Origin of the sequence: Epilithonimonas xixisoli (assembly GCF_004365655.1) — a bacterium.
Classification (GTDB): domain Bacteria; phylum Bacteroidota; class Bacteroidia; order Flavobacteriales; family Weeksellaceae; genus Epilithonimonas; species Epilithonimonas xixisoli.
Genome location: NZ_SOEO01000002.1, coordinates 235255 through 252797, shown reverse-complemented (window position 1 = coordinate 252797; position 17543 = coordinate 235255). Strand labels below are relative to the sequence as shown.

The window sequence follows — 17543 nt, the reverse complement described above, 5'->3', positions numbered from 1 at the left end:
AATTTTTAATTGATTTTTGTTCCCTTTAGGGTTGGGGCAGGCAAAACAAATGCTAATTATAACTGTTGCACTGATCCAGAATCTTCTTTCTTCTCCTGATTTAGCAAGTTAGGTGTTTCTTTCGCCAACTTATTTTTTGTCGGGATCTTGTAAGTGAAAGAAAGTCCAAAAGTTTTTGTGTCATTTTTGTTTCGGATGTTCACACTTGGAAGGGCATTGGTGGTTCTAAGATTCGTTTCGTTGGTATTGAAAACGTCATTCGCAAACAAAGTTACCGTCATTCTTTCGTGATTGAATTTCCTTGACAGAGACAAATTCAGTGTGTTGTAAAATGATTTGTTCGGATAGAAAAAGAACTCGTTTCCTTTGGTCAAATAAGTATAATTGGCATTGAACTTCACTTTATAAGGCAAAATAAATTGTCCAGAAACATTGTAAGTCCAATAGCCTTTCGGATTGATGATCTGATCAATTTGTTGTAGTTGATAAGATCCATAAAGGAAGATAAAACTCACCTGGTCTGGATTCATATCCATTTTCATAATGTCTTTGAACGGTGTGTTGAAAATCGCCAAAGGAATCGGAAATCCAATATTGAAATTATGCGTTTTCATACGATCAAGATTATCGCTTGTTTGCAAAATATCATCGCCTTCTCTTTTCACAATTTGTACCACTTGATTTTTCGCATTCGTGAAATTATAGCCGATGAAAGCATAATTCAAAGCACTCAATTTAACTTCGAAATTATCAAAAATTGTTGGCTGAAGATTTGGGTTTCCTGAGAAATCAATATTGTCGTTTCCGTATCTTGTGTTGTTTGGATTTAGATTAGCAACATTTGGTAAAGCAATTTTCTTGTTGTAATTGACATTAAAGAAAGCAATTTTCGGAATAATGTTGTACTGAATGCTCGCATTTGGAAACACTTTGAATTTTTCAAATGGTCTTAAATCATCGTACATTCCATTTTTTCTGTTTAAACTGATTCCATTAATATTATAATATTCTCCACGAAGTCCCAAGACGAAATCCATTTTTCCTTTGGTAGCACTCGCTTCGGAATAGAATGCAGTCGTTTTGCTTTTGTAATCCAAATTTTCTATCCCAAAAAGATCTGCTGAAAATTCAATTTGGTCATAAAAAGCACCGAGACTGATTTTTCCTTCATCCAAAATGTTAATCGGTTGTGCATAATCGATTCTGAAATTGTAAACATTTTGGTTGGAACCATTTTCCGAAGCATCTGGATCTGGTTTTATAATTTGACTTGCTTGCGCAAAATCATTAATGAAGCTAGTATAAGAACCTTTAAACTCTAACTTTTTGTTTTTATCCGCAAATTTTTTCTGATAAGTCGCAGTTACTTCATTTCTAGTATTGCTTTGATCAATTTTGTCTTTATCAAAAGATTCTGTTCCGTTGTACAAAGAATAGCCATCCACATAACGATCCGAAGATCCAAGGGAAAGATTGTAATTCAAAAGCAATCTGTCTTGCCCGATGTCAAACGTGAAAGCACTTCTCAAATATTGATTTCTATTGACATTGTCATTGTATAATCTTGAGATTTCATCAATCGTAGATTTTGTCTCGCTCTCGTTGTAAGATTGCCCAACGTTCAATTGCCATCCAAACCATTTGTTTTTGGAGTTAAGCGTCAAACTATTGTTGAATTTACTTCTGAAATGGTCATAATTACTGAAACGATAACCGCCGGCGTAAGTTGCCGATAGATAAGATTTAGCATTTCTACTCGTGATAATATTGATAATCGCGCCACCCGAAGTTGCAGGAAATTCTGCGCCCGGTTGCGTGATGATTTCAATTTTTTCGATGCTGTTTGCAGGAAGTCCTTCCAGATAAGCTGTCAATTGTGTGCTGTAGATGTTCAACGGTCTTCCGTCCATATAAACGTCCAAAGCTTTTCCTTGGTAAATCATTCCTGCCATTTCGGAAACTACCAATCCTGGGATTTTTTGCAATCCTTCCAACGTGTTGCCAGAATTAAGATGTGGTTGCTCGGAGAAATCGTAGATGGTTCTGTCCGCTTTTTGTTCAACGGCTTTTTTAGTTTTGGTAATCGTTACTGCTTCGATTTCTTTTTCTTTAGGCTCTTCTTTTTTTGGTGTTTCCTGCGCAAAGTAGATTTGACTCAGAAACAACGCAGAGATTGGAATGATAGATTTTAACTTCATAGTTTCGTTTGTCATTTATTAGACAACTGAAAAACATATTTGTTACATTGAAGCTTTTTAAATTTACCTTTAGAAGTTTTTTATTAACCACATAGACACATAGTATTTTTAGAGATTTAAGGTAAAATAGCTGGCGATTTGGCTCTATTTTATCTTTCTTATAAATAAATTCTGCATTATTTCTATGTGCCTATGCGGTTGATGATTTTTAAACAGTTTTATGAATTAATTTGCTCTGTCTTTTTCTTCAAAATTAATATTCTTTTTGCTGAATTTTTTCTTATTCCCGAAAGTGTAATTTACGCTCAAACGGAAACTTCTTCCGTCCCAATAGTTATTAAAATGCTGGCTGTTGTCATCGTAATATTTGTCGCCTTTCCATCGCTGAGCAAAAATATTGGTCACAGTTGTATTGATTTGAAGTTGCTTTTCCATCAGAGAAACTTTGATTCCGGAATTAAGGTTGGAGAAATTATGAAAATAAGAATTCACATTTTTGTAAGGCAAACTTTGGTCATAATTAAGGAAGAGAGCAACCGTTTTTGTTTTATTAAGAATAAATGTGTTGTTGATAGAATAACTTACCGAAGTTCCGTTTGATGTTTCCGCATTCATATTGAAAACTTCCGAATTCTGATAAGACGCATTTGCAGAAATCGTTGTTTCCCAGAATTTGAAAAAAGTATCGGTGTAAGAAACATTGGCGCCGTAAAAATTATTGTTGTAATAATTAAGATAATCTCCCGTTTGAGAAATTCCATCCAAAAATCCGACTTGTCCAAACGCATTCTTCAATTTCAAATAATAAATGCTTGTCGAAAATTTGTTGTTGTACGTGTAACCCAACTCATAATTGTTGATATAAGAAGGCTTCAGCAAAGGATTTCCTGATGAATAAGAATACGGATTTTCGTACCAACGGAATGGATTCAAATTGCTCATACTTGGTCGGTTGATTCTTCTGGAATAGGACAAACTGAACATGTTTTTTTCTGCCTTATAAGAAACAAAAGCCGAAGGGAAAAATTGTCCATAAGAGAAATTATTCACAGAGCTTTTTACAACCGTGTTTTCGTAGCGCAATCCAGCTTTCGTTTCCCAATGTTCCCCAAAACTTTTCGCAAAACTTCCGTAAACAGCATAATTCTCTTCACGATAATTGAATGTGCTACTTTTTTCATTATCAATGGTGTATTGATTGTTTTCGAAATCAAGATATTTCAAATCCGCAGAATTTCTGAATTGATTGAATTTCGCACCGGTTTCAATCGTTCCAAAGGAAAAAGGCAATTCCAAATCACCTTGAACAGAGAAAATTTGAGGCTTGATTTTCGATAAAGTTCTCACATCTTGAATGGTATTTTCTGGCAAAGTCAAAGTCGAAAAATTGACTTCCGTGTCATTATTATTTTTATAAAAATTCCCAGCAAAACTCAATTTCTTACCAAGAGAATCCAACTTCAAATCGTAGTAAGTACTGAAAGTTTGCGTTGGCGATTTTTCTCTGTGAAATGTGTTGGTAATTAGATTTGTTTCTCTTAAATCTGAGCCGATATTTTTGGTTGTGTTTAGTATATCCATTCCGTTTTTCTCTCCACCAAAAATATATTCCATCCCAATTTCTGAGTTTTTATTGATTTTGTAAGAAGCATTCAAGCTCGGTGTCAAATCCTGCCACATATCTTTTCTCGTAGATTCGCTGTAATTTTTGGATTCGCCAAGGATTGTGTATCTTTCATTAGAACGTTTTGCACCATCAATATAACTAGTTTTTAAACTTAAACTAAGCTTTTCGGTTTGATAATTCAAAGTTCCGTTGGTTGTACCATTGAAGTAAGTTCGTTGTGTAAAACCTGTGTTGATATTGCCACTGAAACCAAGATTTGGATTTTTCTTTAAGATAATATTGATGAGTCCGCTGTTTCCTTGCGCTTCATATTTTGATGGCGGAGTCGTGATTACTTCGATTTTTGAAATATTTTCTGATCGGATTGATCTCAGGTAATTTAATAAAGCCGTTCCTTGGAGATTCAGCATTTTTCCATTAATCATCACATTTACACTGCTTTTTCCTGTGATAGAAATCGTTCCCATATTTTCATCTACTTTCAACATTGGAACATTGGCAAGCGTTTCTCCCGCATCCATTCCTTGCGAAGCGATTGATGCATCTACATCGAAGATTAATCTGTCGGCTTTTCTCTCGATCAATTTTTTCTTCACGAGAATATTTACTTTTTCAATTTCTTTTAAACTATCTTTTTCGATTTGACCAAAAGCTGTGGCTGAAAATAGTGTTGCGATTATTAAAGACTGTAGTTTCATAAGTTTTAATTTGATGATGCAAATGTATTTTCAAGACTTTCCTTATGAAATAGCGTTTAGACTTGATGAGGTTTTAATCCGACCAAACAATTTTCATCGGGAAAAAACGGGTGTTTGTAGAATCTTGCCGATTGGAAGTCGCAGAATCTTTTACTTTTGAATTATGAAAAAAATAATTCTTATTTCAATTTTGGCTTTTCTGACTTCCTGCATCGGAAAGCATCGAGTAGATGTTTGGAAAACAATGGCAATTGCGCCTGGAGATAGCATTGTTGTGCAAAAAGTAAAAGCACCGGTGACTTTAGAAATTAAAAATTTGTCTAATGAAAAATTAACATTGATTTCACAATTAGATATGCCAAAAACCATCAATGCAAATTCTCACCTCGATTATAGATTGCCCAAAAAGAGTCGATTGATATTGGAAAATCAAAATGCTGATTCGGTTTCTATACATTTGCATTATTCTTCATCAAAACCAATTATCATTAACAATAAAGAATTACGATGAAAAAACAACATATCCTTTTCTTGCATTTATTTTATTGGCTGTACTTTGTCTGGTATCAATTCCGATTTGAGTATTTTTCTGATGATATTAATTTTCAAAGCTATGCTTTAGCATTTTCTTTTATTTTGGTAAATGTGATAACTTTTTATGTTAATTATTTTTTCGTTCTTCCTTGGACTTATAAAAAACAAAAATTGTATAGTATTCTTTTCGGCTTATTGCTGATGTTTTTGTTTTTTACCTTATTGAGATATAGTATTGAAGAAACGCTTTATCCAATAATTTTTGGATTTAGAAACTACCACGAGAAAACAACGCTCGCCTTTTATCTTTTTGACAACACTTTTTATAGTTACACGACTATTTTTATTAGTTCTTTGATTTGGTTTGTAGGTAACGCATTGAACTCTGAAAAAGAAAAAAGTAAATTAATCGAAGAGAAAAAAAATTCGGAGCTCCAAGCTTTGAAAACACAAATCAATCCACATTTTATTTTCAATACTCTTAATAATATATATTCTCTCGTTTATCAAAAATCAGAAAAAGCTTTGCCAGCGATTGAAGAACTGAGCCAATTGTTGCGATACAGCACAAAGGATTTGGAAAGGGATTTTATTCCATTGGAAAAGGAAATCGGTTATCTTGAAAGTTTGATAGAATTGGAAAAACTAAGAATCAAAAATCCTGAATTACTCATTATCAATAAAAATCTTAACCATCCAAATCTTAATATTTCGCCGATGCTTTTGGTTCCGTTTGTAGAAAATGCCTTCAAACACGGTGACTTTTCTGGAAAAGGATTTACGTTGAAAATTTCTGATGAGAATCAAAAACTCAATTTCCATCTTCAAAACTTCAAAAAACAAAGGTCAAAAGATTCGCTTTCAGGAATTGGAATCAATAATGTGAAAAAACGATTGGAAATCCTTTACCCCAAAAAATACGAACTAAATATCACGGAAACCGAAACCGATTTTACAGTAGATTTGAAAATTGATTTGAGAAATGAAAAGAATTAAATGCATCGTTGTGGATGATGAGCCACTCGCAGTTTCTTTGCTGGGAAGTTACGTTGAGAAAATCCCATTTTTTGAATTGGTTTTTTCGACCGAAAATCCAATTGAAGCTTTGGAATATATTCAGAAAAATGAAGCAGATTTGATTTTTTTGGACATCCAAATGCCGGAATTGACGGGAATCAATTTTATGAAAATCGTCGGCGATCAATTGAAATATATTCTCACAACGGCTTATTCAGAATACGCTTTAGAAGGCTATGAGCACAACGTTATCGATTATCTTCTGAAACCAATTTCCTTTTCCCGTTTTGAAAAAAGTGCTTTGAAAGCTCAAGAAAGATTTCCAAACGAAGATTCCAAAAATTCTCACTTTTTCATAAAATCTTCCGGACAACAGCATCGAATTAATTTTGATGATATTCTTTATGTTGAAAGTATCAAAGATTACGTCAATATCAAAACTGAAAATCAGGAATTTATTGTCTTGGAAACTTTGAAATCTCTGGAAAATCAATTGCCTGAAAACTTTGCCAGAGTTCACAAATCTTTCATTCTTAATCTTGAAAAAATAGAGAAAATCGATATCAAAAACGTCTTCCTCAATTCCGGAAAAGAAATTCCAATTGGCGAAACGTACAAATCCGATTTCTTGTTGAGATTGAAGAAATAGTAATTCATTTTCGTATTATTCTAATTGTAATGCTTTATCTTGTGTTAATGGCGAAATATTGTTAATTTTGCAGGAAACACACAAACGATGCAAGAAAAACTACTTACAATTATCAATTCTATTAAAAAGAATAAATTCGAAGAGGAAGTTTTGGAACTAAAGCCGGAACAAAAACTGAGAGAAGATCTCAACTTCGATTCGTTTGATCTTGCAGAACTTACCGTAAAAATTGAAGAAGAATTCGAAGTCGATATCTTCGAAGATGGTTTGGTAAATACGGTTGAAGAAATCTATACAAAACTCCAATGTTTTTCTTAATAGATCAGCATTTTTCTTTGTCGTACGAAGAAATCTTAGAAAACATCAATACGTCTGATTCCTACACAGATTGCTACATTTATCCCGATTTGAAATCCTTTTTTCTTAATTGGATTTTTGCTTTGGTCAATGAAAAAAACATCGCTTTGATGGATTCTGATTTATCCGAGAAAGAAATTAGTGATAATAATTTGACTGTCAATCAATTCGTTAAAATTGAAAATCCAAAAAAGGTTGATTATATAGAAGAATTGATAAATTCTATCCGACATTCTAATTCCGAAATCACACTTTTCACTTCCGGAACCACTGGTTTTACAAGAAAATTCACGCATCCTCTTAAAAATCTCATTAGAAAAATTAATGTTTCTGATGAGCGGAAAAATGACGTTTGGGGATTTGCATTCAATCCGACGCACGTTGCTGGCGTTCAGGTTTTTTTTCAAGCCATCTTGAATCAAAATCTTTTGGTTAATGTTTTTATGGAATCCAAAGATTTCGTCATTAATGCCATTAATGAATATAAAATCACAAACCTTTCCTCAACACCAACCTTCTACAGATTGCTTTTGCCTTTGAATCAAGCTTTTGATTCAGTAAAAAAAATCACAATTGGTGGAGAAAAGTCAGATAATTATTTGATTTCTCAAGTCGAAAAATATTTTCCTAATGCGAGAATCAACAATGTTTATGGCTCTACCGAAACCGGACCTTTGTTCTCTTCTCAGAATGACGAATTTGTTGTTTTAGATAAGCACATTGGATTAATAAAAGTAGTTGAGGACGAATTGTACATTCACAAAAATCTTTTCGGAAAAACTTCACAATTGAATTTGATTGATGATTTCTACGCAACCGGAGATTTGATCGAATGGCTTGACGATGAGCAAAGAAGATTCAGATTTACATCCAGAAAAAATGAACTTATCAATGTTGGCGGTTACAAAGTGAATCCCTACGAAGTGGAAGACGAATTGACGCAACATCCAAAAATCAGAAATGTAAGAGTTTTCGGAAAGCCAAATGCGGTTCTTGGAAACGTCATTTGTTGCGAAATAGAATTGCTTCCAAACTCAGAGTTGAAAGAAGAAGACATTAGATTTTATCTTAATGGGAAAATCCAAAACTTCAAAATTCCGAGAAAAATTAGCTTTGTGGAAAAAATAGAATTAACAAGAACCGGAAAAAAGAAAATCGTATGAACATATTAATTACCGGAGTTTCTAGAGGTGTTGGACTAGAAATGAGCAAACTGTTTCTGGAAAATGGACACACAGTTTATGGCATCAGCAGAACAGAATCTGAGGAACTGAAAGCTTTGGAAAATCAATATCCGGAGAATCTTTTCTTCAAGACTTTCGATTTGTCCAATCCGGAAAATATCAAGCAAGAAGTTTTCAAAGACTTTGTGAAAAATCAAATTCCGATTCACGTGTTAATCAACAATGCAGCGATGGCTTATGACGACATCGTGACGAATCTCAATTATGAAGATCTGAAAACAATGTTCGATGTCAATCTTTATTCGCCAATGTTTTTGACAAAATATGCGATCAGGAATATGATTTATAACAGAGTTGCGGGAAGCATAATTCATATTTCATCGATCAGTGCGCACACTGGTTACAAAGGTTTGTCGATGTACGCGGCATCCAAAGGTGCTTTGCAATCGTTTTCCAAAAATATTTCCAGAGAGTGGGGTGAACGTGGCATCCGTTCCAATATCGTGGTTCCAGGATATATGGAAACTGCAATGAACGCCAAATTAACAACCGAACATAAAAACAGAATCTTCAAAAGAACAGCTCTTAAAAAGGAAACCGATATGAAATCTGTTGCAGAAACTGTGATATTTCTCGCAAGTGAAAAAGCAAAATCTATCACAGGTCAGGAGATTTTTGTAGATTCTGGAACTTTATAAAACTAAAAACTAATGATCAATTTCATATACAAAACGCTCAATCTGATTCCCAAAACGATTGCAAAAATTGAGAAGCTCTATTCCTACAGCATTCTCAATTCCCATTCCGGCGTGAAACTTCATTCAGATTTGAAAATCGGGAAAGCCACGACTTTTGAATTGGATGATAATGTGCAGTTTGAGATTGGTAAAAATGTGATTTGGAGAGATCATACAGCTATTAGAATCAGAAATGGAGGGCATTTAATTTTCGGGAACAATGTCGATCTCAGCCATTATATTTCCATCAATTGTCTTGATAAAATTGAATTGGGAGACGATACTTGCATCGCAGAAGGTTGCAAATTCTACGACCACGACCACGCTTTTGATACCAAACCGGAATATATCTGGCATAAAAATAAATTCAATACAGCACCAATCATTATCGGAAAAAATGTAAAAATCTACAGTAATGTTACGGTTTTAAAAGGTGTGACGATCGGAGACAATTGCATCATTGGAGCAAACTGTGTTATTTCCAGAAACGTTCCACCAAATTCCATCATTTTCGGAAAACACGAATTGATGAGGTTGCCGTTGATTTAGAATTATTTGACTTCGTTGAACCACTTCGTTTGGTTTGGGCAGCTATCTCCGTCTTCCACTCACAATCTTTTGTTCGTCGTTCATCCTCGCAAAAGGATTTCCGTTCAAGCCGGGCTGCGAGGATTCAAATTTTGAAGACGTTTTCAAAATAATTTCGAAAACTTTAAAGTAAAAAAAAAGGAGTGTCGTCTTATTCGTATGGACTCGCTATCTTTACAGCCAATGGCCGAAACAAAATCTGTATCTATTACGGAAGTCGTGAAAAATTACGGCTCCCAACTCTTGCGCTTTATCAATTCGAAAGTGGCAAAGACGGAAGATGCAGAAGATATTCTACAGGAAGTTTGGTTTCAAACCAGCCGATTGACCAACCTTAATGAGTTGGAAAATGTCGGAGCTTGGTTATATTCGGTGACCCGAAACAAAATCATCGACAGCTATCGCAAGAAGAAAACAGAATCTCTGGAAGATTTTGTCTATCAGGATGAAGACGGCGAACTGAATGTGAAAGATATTCTCCTCGCAGATGACAGCAACAATCCGGAAATCGCAATGTTCAAAGATATGTTCTGGGACGAGCTAATGAAGGCATTGGATGAATTGCCGGAAAAGCAGAAGAAGGTCTATGTTCAGAATGAATTGGAAGATAAAACTTTGCAGGAAATTGCGGACGAAGAGGGCGAAAACATCAAAACAATTATCAGTAGAAAATCATACGCGGTAAAACATTTGCGAAAAAGATTGCAGCGACTTTACAACGATTTGAAAAATTAATTTTAAGAAAATGAACAAGCATAAAAAGAAATTTTGGTTAGCATTCCCATGCATTATTGTTGCAATTGGATTGTTTATTTGGTTTTTCCAATGGCTTTGGAATATGGTTTTGCCCGATGTTTTGGGCGTGAAAGCGATTACTTATTGGCAGTCTCTTGGGATTTTGGTGATTTCAAAAATACTATTTGGAGGATTGGCCAATGCAAAAGAGAAATTCAGAAATAGAAATGGTTTTGGAAATGATGAAAGAGAGATGTGGAAACAAAAATTAGAAACGAGATTTTGTGGAACTGAGGAAGAAAGGGAAAAGATGAAGCAAATGTGGAAACAAAGATTTGAGTCTAAGTTTTGCAGACAAGAAGAAATCAAGACAGAAGAAAATAAAGCATAAAAAAAGCCTTGCAGTTTTGCAAGGCTTTTTCTTTTATAAGAAATTAAATTCTAGCTTTCTTTTTCCATTTTCTTAATAAGATTGAGTGCAGATCCAGCCTTGAACCAAGCAATTTGTCCAGCGTTGTAAGTATGATTTGTTACAATGATGTCTTTGGTTCCATCGGCGTGTACAAATTCCAAAGTCAATGGTTTGTTTGGTGCAAACTGATCCAAATCTAAGAAGTTGATCGTGTCATCTTCCTGGATTTTGTCGTAATCTTCCTTATTGTCAAAAGTGATTCCGAGCATTCCTTGTTTTTTAAGATTCGTTTCGTGGATTCGGGCAAAGGATTTTACCAAAACTGCTCTCACGCCAAGATGTCTCGGCTCCATTGCCGCGTGTTCTCTGGAAGAACCTTCACCATAGTTTTCATCACCAACTACGATGGTAGGAATACCATCAGCTTTATATTGTCTTGCAGAATCAGGAACTGGTTTGTATTGTCCGTCTTCTTCATTTTTCACATTATTCGTTTCCATATTGAAGGCGTTTACTGCACCAATCAACATATTGTTGGAGATATTATCAAGATGTCCACGGTATTTCAACCAAGGTCCAGCCATAGAAATATGGTCTGTCGTGCATTTTCCGTAAGCTTTGATTAAAAGTTTGGCTCCGGTTATATTTTTTCCGTCCCAAGCTGGGAATTCTTCTAATAACTGAAGTCTGTCTGATGTTGGAGAAACAATCACCTCAACATTAGAACCATCTTCTGCGGGAGCAATATAACCCGGATCATCAACATCAAAACCTAATCTTGGAAGATCATCGCCACTTGGCTCGTCCAGAAGAACCATTTCTCCGTCTTTATTTTTAAGTTTATCTGTCAATGGATTGAATCTCAAATCTCCGGCAATAGCCATTGCGGTTACCAACTCTGGTGAACCTACGAAAGCGTAAGTATTCGGATTTCCATCAGCTCTTTTCGAAAAATTTCTGTTGAAAGAGTGAACGATTGTGTTTTTTTCTTGTTTATCAGCGCCTTCACGTGCCCATTGTCCGATGCAAGGTCCACAAGCATTGGCAAACACTTTACCACCAATTTCATCAAAAGTTTTCAAAAAACCGTCTCTTTCTACAGTGAATCTTACTTGTTCTGATCCTGGAGTGATCGTATATTCTGCTTTTACTTCAAGGTTTTTTTCTTTCGCTTGTTTTGCTACGGAAGCTGCTCTGGCTATATCTTCATAAGACGAGTTGGTGCAAGAACCTATCAATCCAACTTCGATTTTCGTTGGCCATCCATTTTTCTCAGCGATTTCTTTCATCTGAGAAATTGGTGTTGCCAAATCTGGAGTGAAAGGTCCGTTGAGGTAGGGCTCCAGATTATCAAGATTAATTTCAATTACTTCATCAAAATATTTCTCTGGATTTGCGAGAACTTCTGGGTCAGCTTTTAAAACGTGAGCAATCGCGTCTGCTGCATCAGCCAAATCTTCTCGGTCTGTGGAGCGGAGATATTTGCTCATATTTTGGTCATAAGCGAAAATCGAAGTTGTAGCTCCGACTTCTGCACCCATATTACAAATCGTACCTTTGCCAGTGCAAGATAGAGATTCCGCACCGTCTCCAAAATATTCTACAATGGCGCCAGTTCCTCCTTTTACAGTTAGGATTCCCGCTACTTTCAAAATGACATCTTTTGCTGCAGTCCAACCGTTAAGTTTTCCCGTTAGTTTTACACCAATCATTTTTGGAAATTTTAGTTCCCACGGCATTCCTGCCATTACATCCACAGCATCAGCACCACCAACACCGATGGCAACCATTCCCAATCCGCCTGCGTTTACAGTGTGAGAATCGGTTCCGATCATCAATCCACCAGGAAATGCGTAATTTTCTAAAACAACTTGATGAATAATTCCTGCGCCTGCTTTCCAAAATCCGATGCCGTATTTATTAGAAACTGATTGAAGAAATTGATAAACTTCGTTGTTTTTATTTTCAGCTTCGATAAGATCTTTCTCTGCACCAACTCTTGCTTGGATCAAGTGATCTGCATGAACCGTCGATGGAACTGCAACTTTTGCCTTGCCTGCCTGCATAAATTGCAGAAGCGCCATTTGTGCTGTTGCATCCTGCATTGCCACCCTGTCCGGCGCAAAATCTACGTAAGAATCCCCACGTTTGAAAGATTCTCTTACTTGTTTTACATCCAAGTGTGCACAAAGGATTTTTTCGGAATAGGTAAGAGGTCTTCCCATAAAAGCTCTTGCATCGTTCACTCTGGTTTCGAAATCAGAATAAACCTTTTTAATCATATCTAAGTCAAAAGTCATATCTCGATTTTATTTTATAATTAATTAATCAAATTTTCCCTGATTTAATCGAGGAAAATAGTCTTATTCTATTTATCAAATTTTGTTCCTACATTTCTTAAATGGTTATAAATAAGATGTATGGTAACAATATTTTACAACTATCAAGTTAATAAAAATTGAGATTCCGAACTTTAATTTTCATTTAAATTGAACTTTGATCAGTTAATATGGAAATATTCTAAACAAAAAATCCCGATTCAATAGAATTCGGGATTTTTTATTATTTAAAAGCCTTGTCAAGGTTTTGAGCCTTGACAAGGCTGAATTACATCAAAATGTTATTAATGACCAACTGTTACCAATTCCTTAATAGAAGGAATGAAAGTCGTTAAGTCAATGCCTTCAACAGCTTCTTTGTATTCTTCGATACTTGGAATTCTCCCGATGATTGCAGAAAGTACAACAACCGGAGTTGAAGCCAATAAAGATTCACCTTTTTTACGTTCGGAATCTTCCACAACTCTACCTTGGAAAAGTCGAGTAGAAGTTGCTAAAACAGTATCTCCTTTTTCCGCTTTTTCTTGGTTACCCATACAAAGGTTACATCCTGGACGCTCTAGGTACATCATATTTTCATATTCTGTACGGGCAGCACCTTTCGGAGCATTGTCATTAAACTCGAAACCTGAATATTTTTCAAGCAATTCCCAATCACCTTCTGCTTTCAATTCGTCGATGATGTTGTAAGTTGGAGCCGCAACTACCAATGGTGCTTGGAATTCTACTTTACCATTTTGTTTTTCGATGTTTCTTAACATTTGAGAAACGATTTTCAAATCGCCTTTGTGAACCATACAAGATCCTACGAAACCAAGATCCACTTTTTTATCACCTCCGTAATAAGTCAAGTCTCTGATTGTATCGTGCGTGTATCTTTTAGAAACATCTTCGTTGTTAACGTCTGGATCGGCAATCATTGGCTCAACAATCGCATCAAGATCAACAACGACCTCTGCATAATATTTAGCATTTGAATCTGGTGTCAAAGCTGGTTTTTCGCCAGATTTAATTTCAGTGATTCTCTTGTTTGCTTTATTAATTAAACCTTGAAGAACCTGAAGATGGTTATCCATTCCTTTGTCGATCATAATCTGGATTCTGCCTTTTGCAATTTCCAAAGATTCGATCAACGTATCGTCTTCAGAGATACAGATTGACGCTTTTGCTTTCATCTCTGCAGTCCAGTCGGTGAATGTAAACGCCTGATCCGCAGGAAGTGTTCCGATGTGAACCTCGATGATTCTACCCTGGAAAACATTTTCGCCTCCAAATTGCTGAAGCATTTGCAACTGAGTTGCGTGAACCACATCACGGAAATCCATGTGCGCTTTCATATCACCTTTGAAAGTTACTTTTACAGATTCCGGAATCGGCATAGAAGCTTCTCCAGTCGCCAAAGCCAAAGCTACAGTTCCTGAGTCAGCACCGAAAGCCACACCTTTGGACATTCTTGTGTGAGAATCTCCTCCGATGATGATTGCCCATTCGTCAATCGTAATATCGTTAAGAACTTTGTGAATAACGTCTGTCATTGCGTGGTATTCACCTTTCGGGTCACGAGCTGTGATCAATCCGAAATCGTTCATGAATTTCATCAATCTTGGAATATTAGCCTGCGCTTTTTTATCCCAAACTGAAGCGGTATGACAACCAGATTGGTAAGCCCCATCAACGATTGGAGAAATAACTGTTGCTGCCATTGATTCCAATTCCTGAGCAGTCATCAAACCTGTTGTATCCTGAGAACCAACAATGTTGACTTCAACTCTTACGTCTGAACCAGCGTGCAATAATTTTCCTGGAGCAACACCAACAGCATTTCTGTTGAAGATTTTTTCAACTGCGGTAAGACCAACACCTTCTTTCGTGATTTCTTTTGATGGCGCATAAACCGTAGGAATTTCAATTCCTAAAATGTTAGATGCCCAAGTTTGTAATTTTTTACCAAAGACGATGGCATAAGATCCGCCAGCTTTGATGAATTCCATTTTTTGTGGCGTAAATGATTTAGAAATATCTTTCACTTCCAGATCGCCGTTGTATAATTTTTTGGTCTTGGTATTAATGGTAAGAACTGTTCCGGTAGCTACAGAATAAACTTCTTCAAGGATTGGTTCGTTGTTTTCGTTACGGATTACATTGCCTTCTGCATCTACTTTTTTCACCCAGTTTTGAAGGTCAATTCCAATTCCGCCGGTTACGTCAACAGTAGTCAAGAAAATTGGAGAGATTCCGTTTGTTCCTGCAACGATTGGTGCGATATTTACGAATGGAATATATGGACTAGCTTGTTTACCTGTCCAAAGCGCCACGTTGTTTACACCCGACATTCTGGACGATCCAACACCCATTGTTCCTTTTTCAGCGATTAACATCACGCTCTTGTCAGGATGTTGTGCTTGCAAAGCTTTGATTTCTTGCTGAGCTGCGGGCGTCATCATACACAAACCGTGAAGTTCACGATCAGATCTTGAATGTGCTTGATTTCCTGGAGATAATAAATCTGTAGAGATATCACCTTCTCCAGCGATGTATGTTACCACTTTTACTTCTTCCGGAGCTTCTGGAAGTTTCGTAAAAAATTCTGCTTGTGCGTAGCTTTCTATGATTTCTTTGGCGATTTCGTTTCCATTGTTGAAAGCTTCTTTCAATCGATCAGTGTCTGCTTCATAAAGAAAAACCTGAGTTTTCAAAACATCTGAAGCTTGCTGAGCAATAACTAAATCTTGACCAAGTGCCAAGTCCAGCAATACTTCAATGGAAGGTCCACCTTTCATGTGGGACAATAATTCGAAAGCGTAAGTTGGTGTAATTTCTTCTACAATGGATTCACCGAGAATAATCTCTTTTAAAAATTTAGCTTTCACGCCTGCAGCACTCGTCGTACCAGGCAAAGTATTGTAAATAAAAAACTGAAGAGAATCCGCACGATCTGCATTCCCAGAATCTTTGATTTGTGCAATGATTTCGCTTAGCAATTCTGCACCGTCAATTGGTTTTGGGTGTAAACCTTGCTGTTTTCTTTCTTCAATTTCTTTAAGGTAATCTTTGTAAATATTCATTATAGAAGTCTTTTTCTTTTTTTTGAGTAGATGTTCTTGAAAACAATAATTAAAATATTGCTAAAAATCTACAGTTTGTTTGTCCTTAAAACCGTCAAGATAAAAAGTCTTATCTGTTTGGTTTTAGGTCTTGTAAATTCGCCCAAATTTACGAAATTCAAAACTTTTATAAGAGAAGAATAATTTAGATTAAAAATAAATTACATATATTTTATCTATATTTAATGTTTTTATCATATTAATCTTTACTTTCTCGCTCGTTTAACTTTTAATTACAATGCTGAAAATCAATTTTTTATTTAAAAAATATGCAAAACAAATCGTCATAAGTGTTATTTTGATGGCGATTGTTGCTGTTTTCTATTTTATTGATCCATCGGAGAGTCCTTATTTTATCAAATGTCCTCTGAAAGCGGTTTCAGGCTATGATTGTCCGGGTTGTGGCGTTCAGCGGGCGGTTCACGAGTTGCTTCATTTTAGAATTTTGGAAGCATTTAAATACAATGCTTTATTTGTGATTTCCTTACCATTTTGTGTCTTCATTTTGCTGGTTCACTTTTTTGGCAGAGAAACAATGAAACGGACAGTCAAGTGCTTTTTTACCCATCGGATATCCGTTTTTTTGGTGTTAATAATAGTTTTTGTATTTTTGGTGTTGAAAAACACAGACTTATATAAAGAATTTTTATTTAAGTTATAACACAAACGCCCTCGATGAAAAAATATCTGACCGTAATTTTTACTGGTTGCTTTCTTTTGGCAACCTGCCAGATGAAGGAAGATGTGATTCCTGATCTTATTCCCCAAACTATTGACGGAAAGTCGGGTTATGTAAATCAAAAAGGTGAATTGGTCATCCCTCCAGAATATCACATTGCGATGTTTTTTTCGGAAGATTGCAATCTTTTGAATTCTTCAAATCCCAAAGCAAAAACTTACGGAACAGCGGATTACGCCACAGTTGAAAAAAATCAAGTTTCTTACAGGATTGATAAAACAGGAAAACGCGTTTACCAGTACAAAAATTCTGATCTGGGGAAATGTTCCATTCCTTATGAGCCTTCAAAATATAAAGCTTTTATTCTCAGCGGTTTTTACGGCTTGGTAAGCAAGGAGAAGATCGATATTTCCACGTATAAAGATTTTGACATCTATCCACAATATCAAATGCTGTATGTTTTGGATGGTGATAAGGAAAACCCTATGATTGTAGCGGTTAAAAATGATATGTTTGGTGTGGTAGATAAGAAAAATAAAATTGTTGTGCCTTTTATCTATAATGATATTAAAACCAATCTCTCCTGGAAAACAGCTCATCTTTTTGAAGTTTCCAAAGATGGGAAAGAATATTTTTTCGTGGATGAAAAAAATAAAGCATATTAATTAAAAAAAAATGTAATTTC

The 17543-nt window shown here is 35.6% G+C and carries 15 protein-coding genes; 11 read left to right on the top strand and 4 right to left on the bottom strand.

Annotation, left to right across the window (positions count from 1 at the left end):
• Positions 1-56: 56 nt before the first annotated feature.
• Positions 57-2213 (bottom strand): outer membrane beta-barrel protein, encoded by a 2157-nt coding sequence (locus B0I22_RS08440; protein WP_246022174.1) that lies wholly within the window; start codon positions 2211-2213, stop codon positions 57-59.
• Positions 2214-2423: 210 nt separating this feature from the next.
• Positions 2424-4523 (bottom strand): outer membrane beta-barrel family protein, encoded by a 2100-nt coding sequence (locus tag B0I22_RS08435; protein WP_133944222.1) that lies wholly within the window; start codon positions 4521-4523, stop codon positions 2424-2426.
• Positions 4524-4686: 163 nt separating this feature from the next.
• On the opposite strand from B0I22_RS08435, the gene B0I22_RS08430 reads away from it, so the two are divergent.
• The 9 genes from B0I22_RS08430 (at position 4687) to B0I22_RS08390 (ending at position 10715) form a co-directional block, all read left to right on the top strand.
• Positions 4687-5034: a hypothetical protein gene (locus B0I22_RS08430; RefSeq protein WP_133944221.1), complete on the top strand. Its 348-nt coding sequence runs from the start codon at positions 4687-4689 to the stop codon at positions 5032-5034.
• Complete coding sequence (locus tag B0I22_RS08425) at positions 5031-6053, top strand: sensor histidine kinase (protein ID WP_133944220.1); 1023 nt, start codon at positions 5031-5033, stop codon at positions 6051-6053. The genes B0I22_RS08430 and B0I22_RS08425 overlap by 4 nt, the downstream gene beginning before the upstream one ends.
• Entirely contained in the window at positions 6040-6723 is a 684-nt protein-coding gene (locus B0I22_RS08420; protein WP_133944219.1) for a LytR/AlgR family response regulator transcription factor, read from the top strand. Before B0I22_RS08425 ends, B0I22_RS08420 begins: the two co-directional genes overlap by 14 nt.
• Positions 6724-6810: 87 nt before the next feature.
• Positions 6811-7041 carry an acyl carrier protein gene (locus B0I22_RS08415; protein WP_133944218.1) on the top strand — a complete coding sequence of 77 codons (231 nt, stop codon included), beginning with the start codon at positions 6811-6813 and terminating at the stop codon, positions 7039-7041.
• Positions 7029-8243, top strand: coding sequence for an ANL family adenylate-forming protein (locus B0I22_RS08410; protein ID WP_133944217.1), 1215 nt, complete (start codon positions 7029-7031; stop codon positions 8241-8243). Before B0I22_RS08415 ends, B0I22_RS08410 begins: the two co-directional genes overlap by 13 nt.
• Positions 8240-8962 (top strand): SDR family oxidoreductase, encoded by a 723-nt coding sequence (locus tag B0I22_RS08405; protein ID WP_133944216.1) that lies wholly within the window; start codon positions 8240-8242, stop codon positions 8960-8962. Before B0I22_RS08410 ends, B0I22_RS08405 begins: the two co-directional genes overlap by 4 nt.
• A gap of 12 nt (positions 8963-8974) precedes the next feature.
• The gene (locus B0I22_RS08400) at positions 8975-9550 is read left to right on the top strand and encodes an acyltransferase (protein ID WP_133944215.1); all 576 of its coding nucleotides are present in this window, start codon (positions 8975-8977) and stop codon (positions 9548-9550) included.
• A 222-nt stretch (positions 9551-9772) separates the two neighbouring features.
• Entirely contained in the window at positions 9773-10324 is a 552-nt protein-coding gene (locus B0I22_RS08395; protein ID WP_246022173.1) for an RNA polymerase sigma factor, read from the top strand.
• A 10-nt stretch (positions 10325-10334) separates the two neighbouring features.
• Positions 10335-10715 carry a hypothetical protein gene (locus B0I22_RS08390; RefSeq protein ID WP_246022172.1) on the top strand — a complete coding sequence of 127 codons (381 nt, stop codon included), beginning with the start codon at positions 10335-10337 and terminating at the stop codon, positions 10713-10715.
• A gap of 50 nt (positions 10716-10765) precedes the next feature.
• Here the strand turns inward: B0I22_RS08390 and B0I22_RS08385 are convergent, their stop codons facing one another.
• Together B0I22_RS08385 and B0I22_RS08380 are read right to left on the bottom strand one after the other, a co-directional pair.
• Positions 10766-13036 (bottom strand): aconitate hydratase, encoded by a 2271-nt coding sequence (locus B0I22_RS08385; RefSeq protein ID WP_133944212.1) that lies wholly within the window; start codon positions 13034-13036, stop codon positions 10766-10768.
• A gap of 323 nt (positions 13037-13359) precedes the next feature.
• Entirely contained in the window at positions 13360-16140 is a 2781-nt protein-coding gene (locus B0I22_RS08380; protein ID WP_133944211.1) for a bifunctional aconitate hydratase 2/2-methylisocitrate dehydratase, read from the bottom strand.
• Between the two features lie 277 nt (positions 16141-16417).
• On the opposite strand from B0I22_RS08380, the gene B0I22_RS08375 reads away from it, so the two are divergent.
• Positions 16418-16840 (top strand): DUF2752 domain-containing protein, encoded by a 423-nt coding sequence (locus tag B0I22_RS08375; RefSeq protein WP_133944210.1) that lies wholly within the window; start codon positions 16418-16420, stop codon positions 16838-16840.
• 14 nt (positions 16841-16854) lie between these two features.
• Positions 16855-17523: a WG repeat-containing protein gene (locus tag B0I22_RS08370; protein WP_133944209.1), complete on the top strand. Its 669-nt coding sequence runs from the start codon at positions 16855-16857 to the stop codon at positions 17521-17523.
• Positions 17524-17543: the final 20 nt, after the last annotated feature.

Bases quoted from the DNA above. Each gene is read 5' to 3' on its own strand.
- B0I22_RS08405 (WP_133944216.1), top strand. From the start codon at position 8,240: ATGAACATATTAATTACCGGAGTTTCTAGAGGTGTTGGACTAGAAATG.
- B0I22_RS08435 (WP_133944222.1), bottom strand. From the start codon at position 4,523: ATGAAACTACAGTCTTTAATAATCGCAACACTATTTTCAGCCACAGCT.
- B0I22_RS08440 (WP_246022174.1), bottom strand. From the start codon at position 2,213: ATGACAAACGAAACTATGAAGTTAAAATCTATCATTCCAATCTCTGCG.
- B0I22_RS08390 (WP_246022172.1), top strand. From the start codon at position 10,335: ATGAACAAGCATAAAAAGAAATTTTGGTTAGCATTCCCATGCATTATT.
- B0I22_RS08425 (WP_133944220.1), top strand. From the start codon at position 5,031: ATGAAAAAACAACATATCCTTTTCTTGCATTTATTTTATTGGCTGTAC.
- B0I22_RS08370 (WP_133944209.1), top strand. From the start codon at position 16,855: ATGAAAAAATATCTGACCGTAATTTTTACTGGTTGCTTTCTTTTGGCA.
- B0I22_RS08420 (WP_133944219.1), top strand. From the start codon at position 6,040: ATGAAAAGAATTAAATGCATCGTTGTGGATGATGAGCCACTCGCAGTT.
- B0I22_RS08395 (WP_246022173.1), top strand. From the start codon at position 9,773: ATGGCCGAAACAAAATCTGTATCTATTACGGAAGTCGTGAAAAATTAC.
- B0I22_RS08375 (WP_133944210.1), top strand. From the start codon at position 16,418: ATGCTGAAAATCAATTTTTTATTTAAAAAATATGCAAAACAAATCGTC.
- B0I22_RS08430 (WP_133944221.1), top strand. From the start codon at position 4,687: ATGAAAAAAATAATTCTTATTTCAATTTTGGCTTTTCTGACTTCCTGC.
- B0I22_RS08410 (WP_133944217.1), top strand. From the start codon at position 7,029: ATGTTTTTCTTAATAGATCAGCATTTTTCTTTGTCGTACGAAGAAATC.
- B0I22_RS08380 (WP_133944211.1), bottom strand. From the start codon at position 16,140: ATGAATATTTACAAAGATTACCTTAAAGAAATTGAAGAAAGAAAACAG.
- B0I22_RS08400 (WP_133944215.1), top strand. From the start codon at position 8,975: ATGATCAATTTCATATACAAAACGCTCAATCTGATTCCCAAAACGATT.
- B0I22_RS08415 (WP_133944218.1), top strand. From the start codon at position 6,811: ATGCAAGAAAAACTACTTACAATTATCAATTCTATTAAAAAGAATAAA.
- B0I22_RS08385 (WP_133944212.1), bottom strand. From the start codon at position 13,036: ATGACTTTTGACTTAGATATGATTAAAAAGGTTTATTCTGATTTCGAA.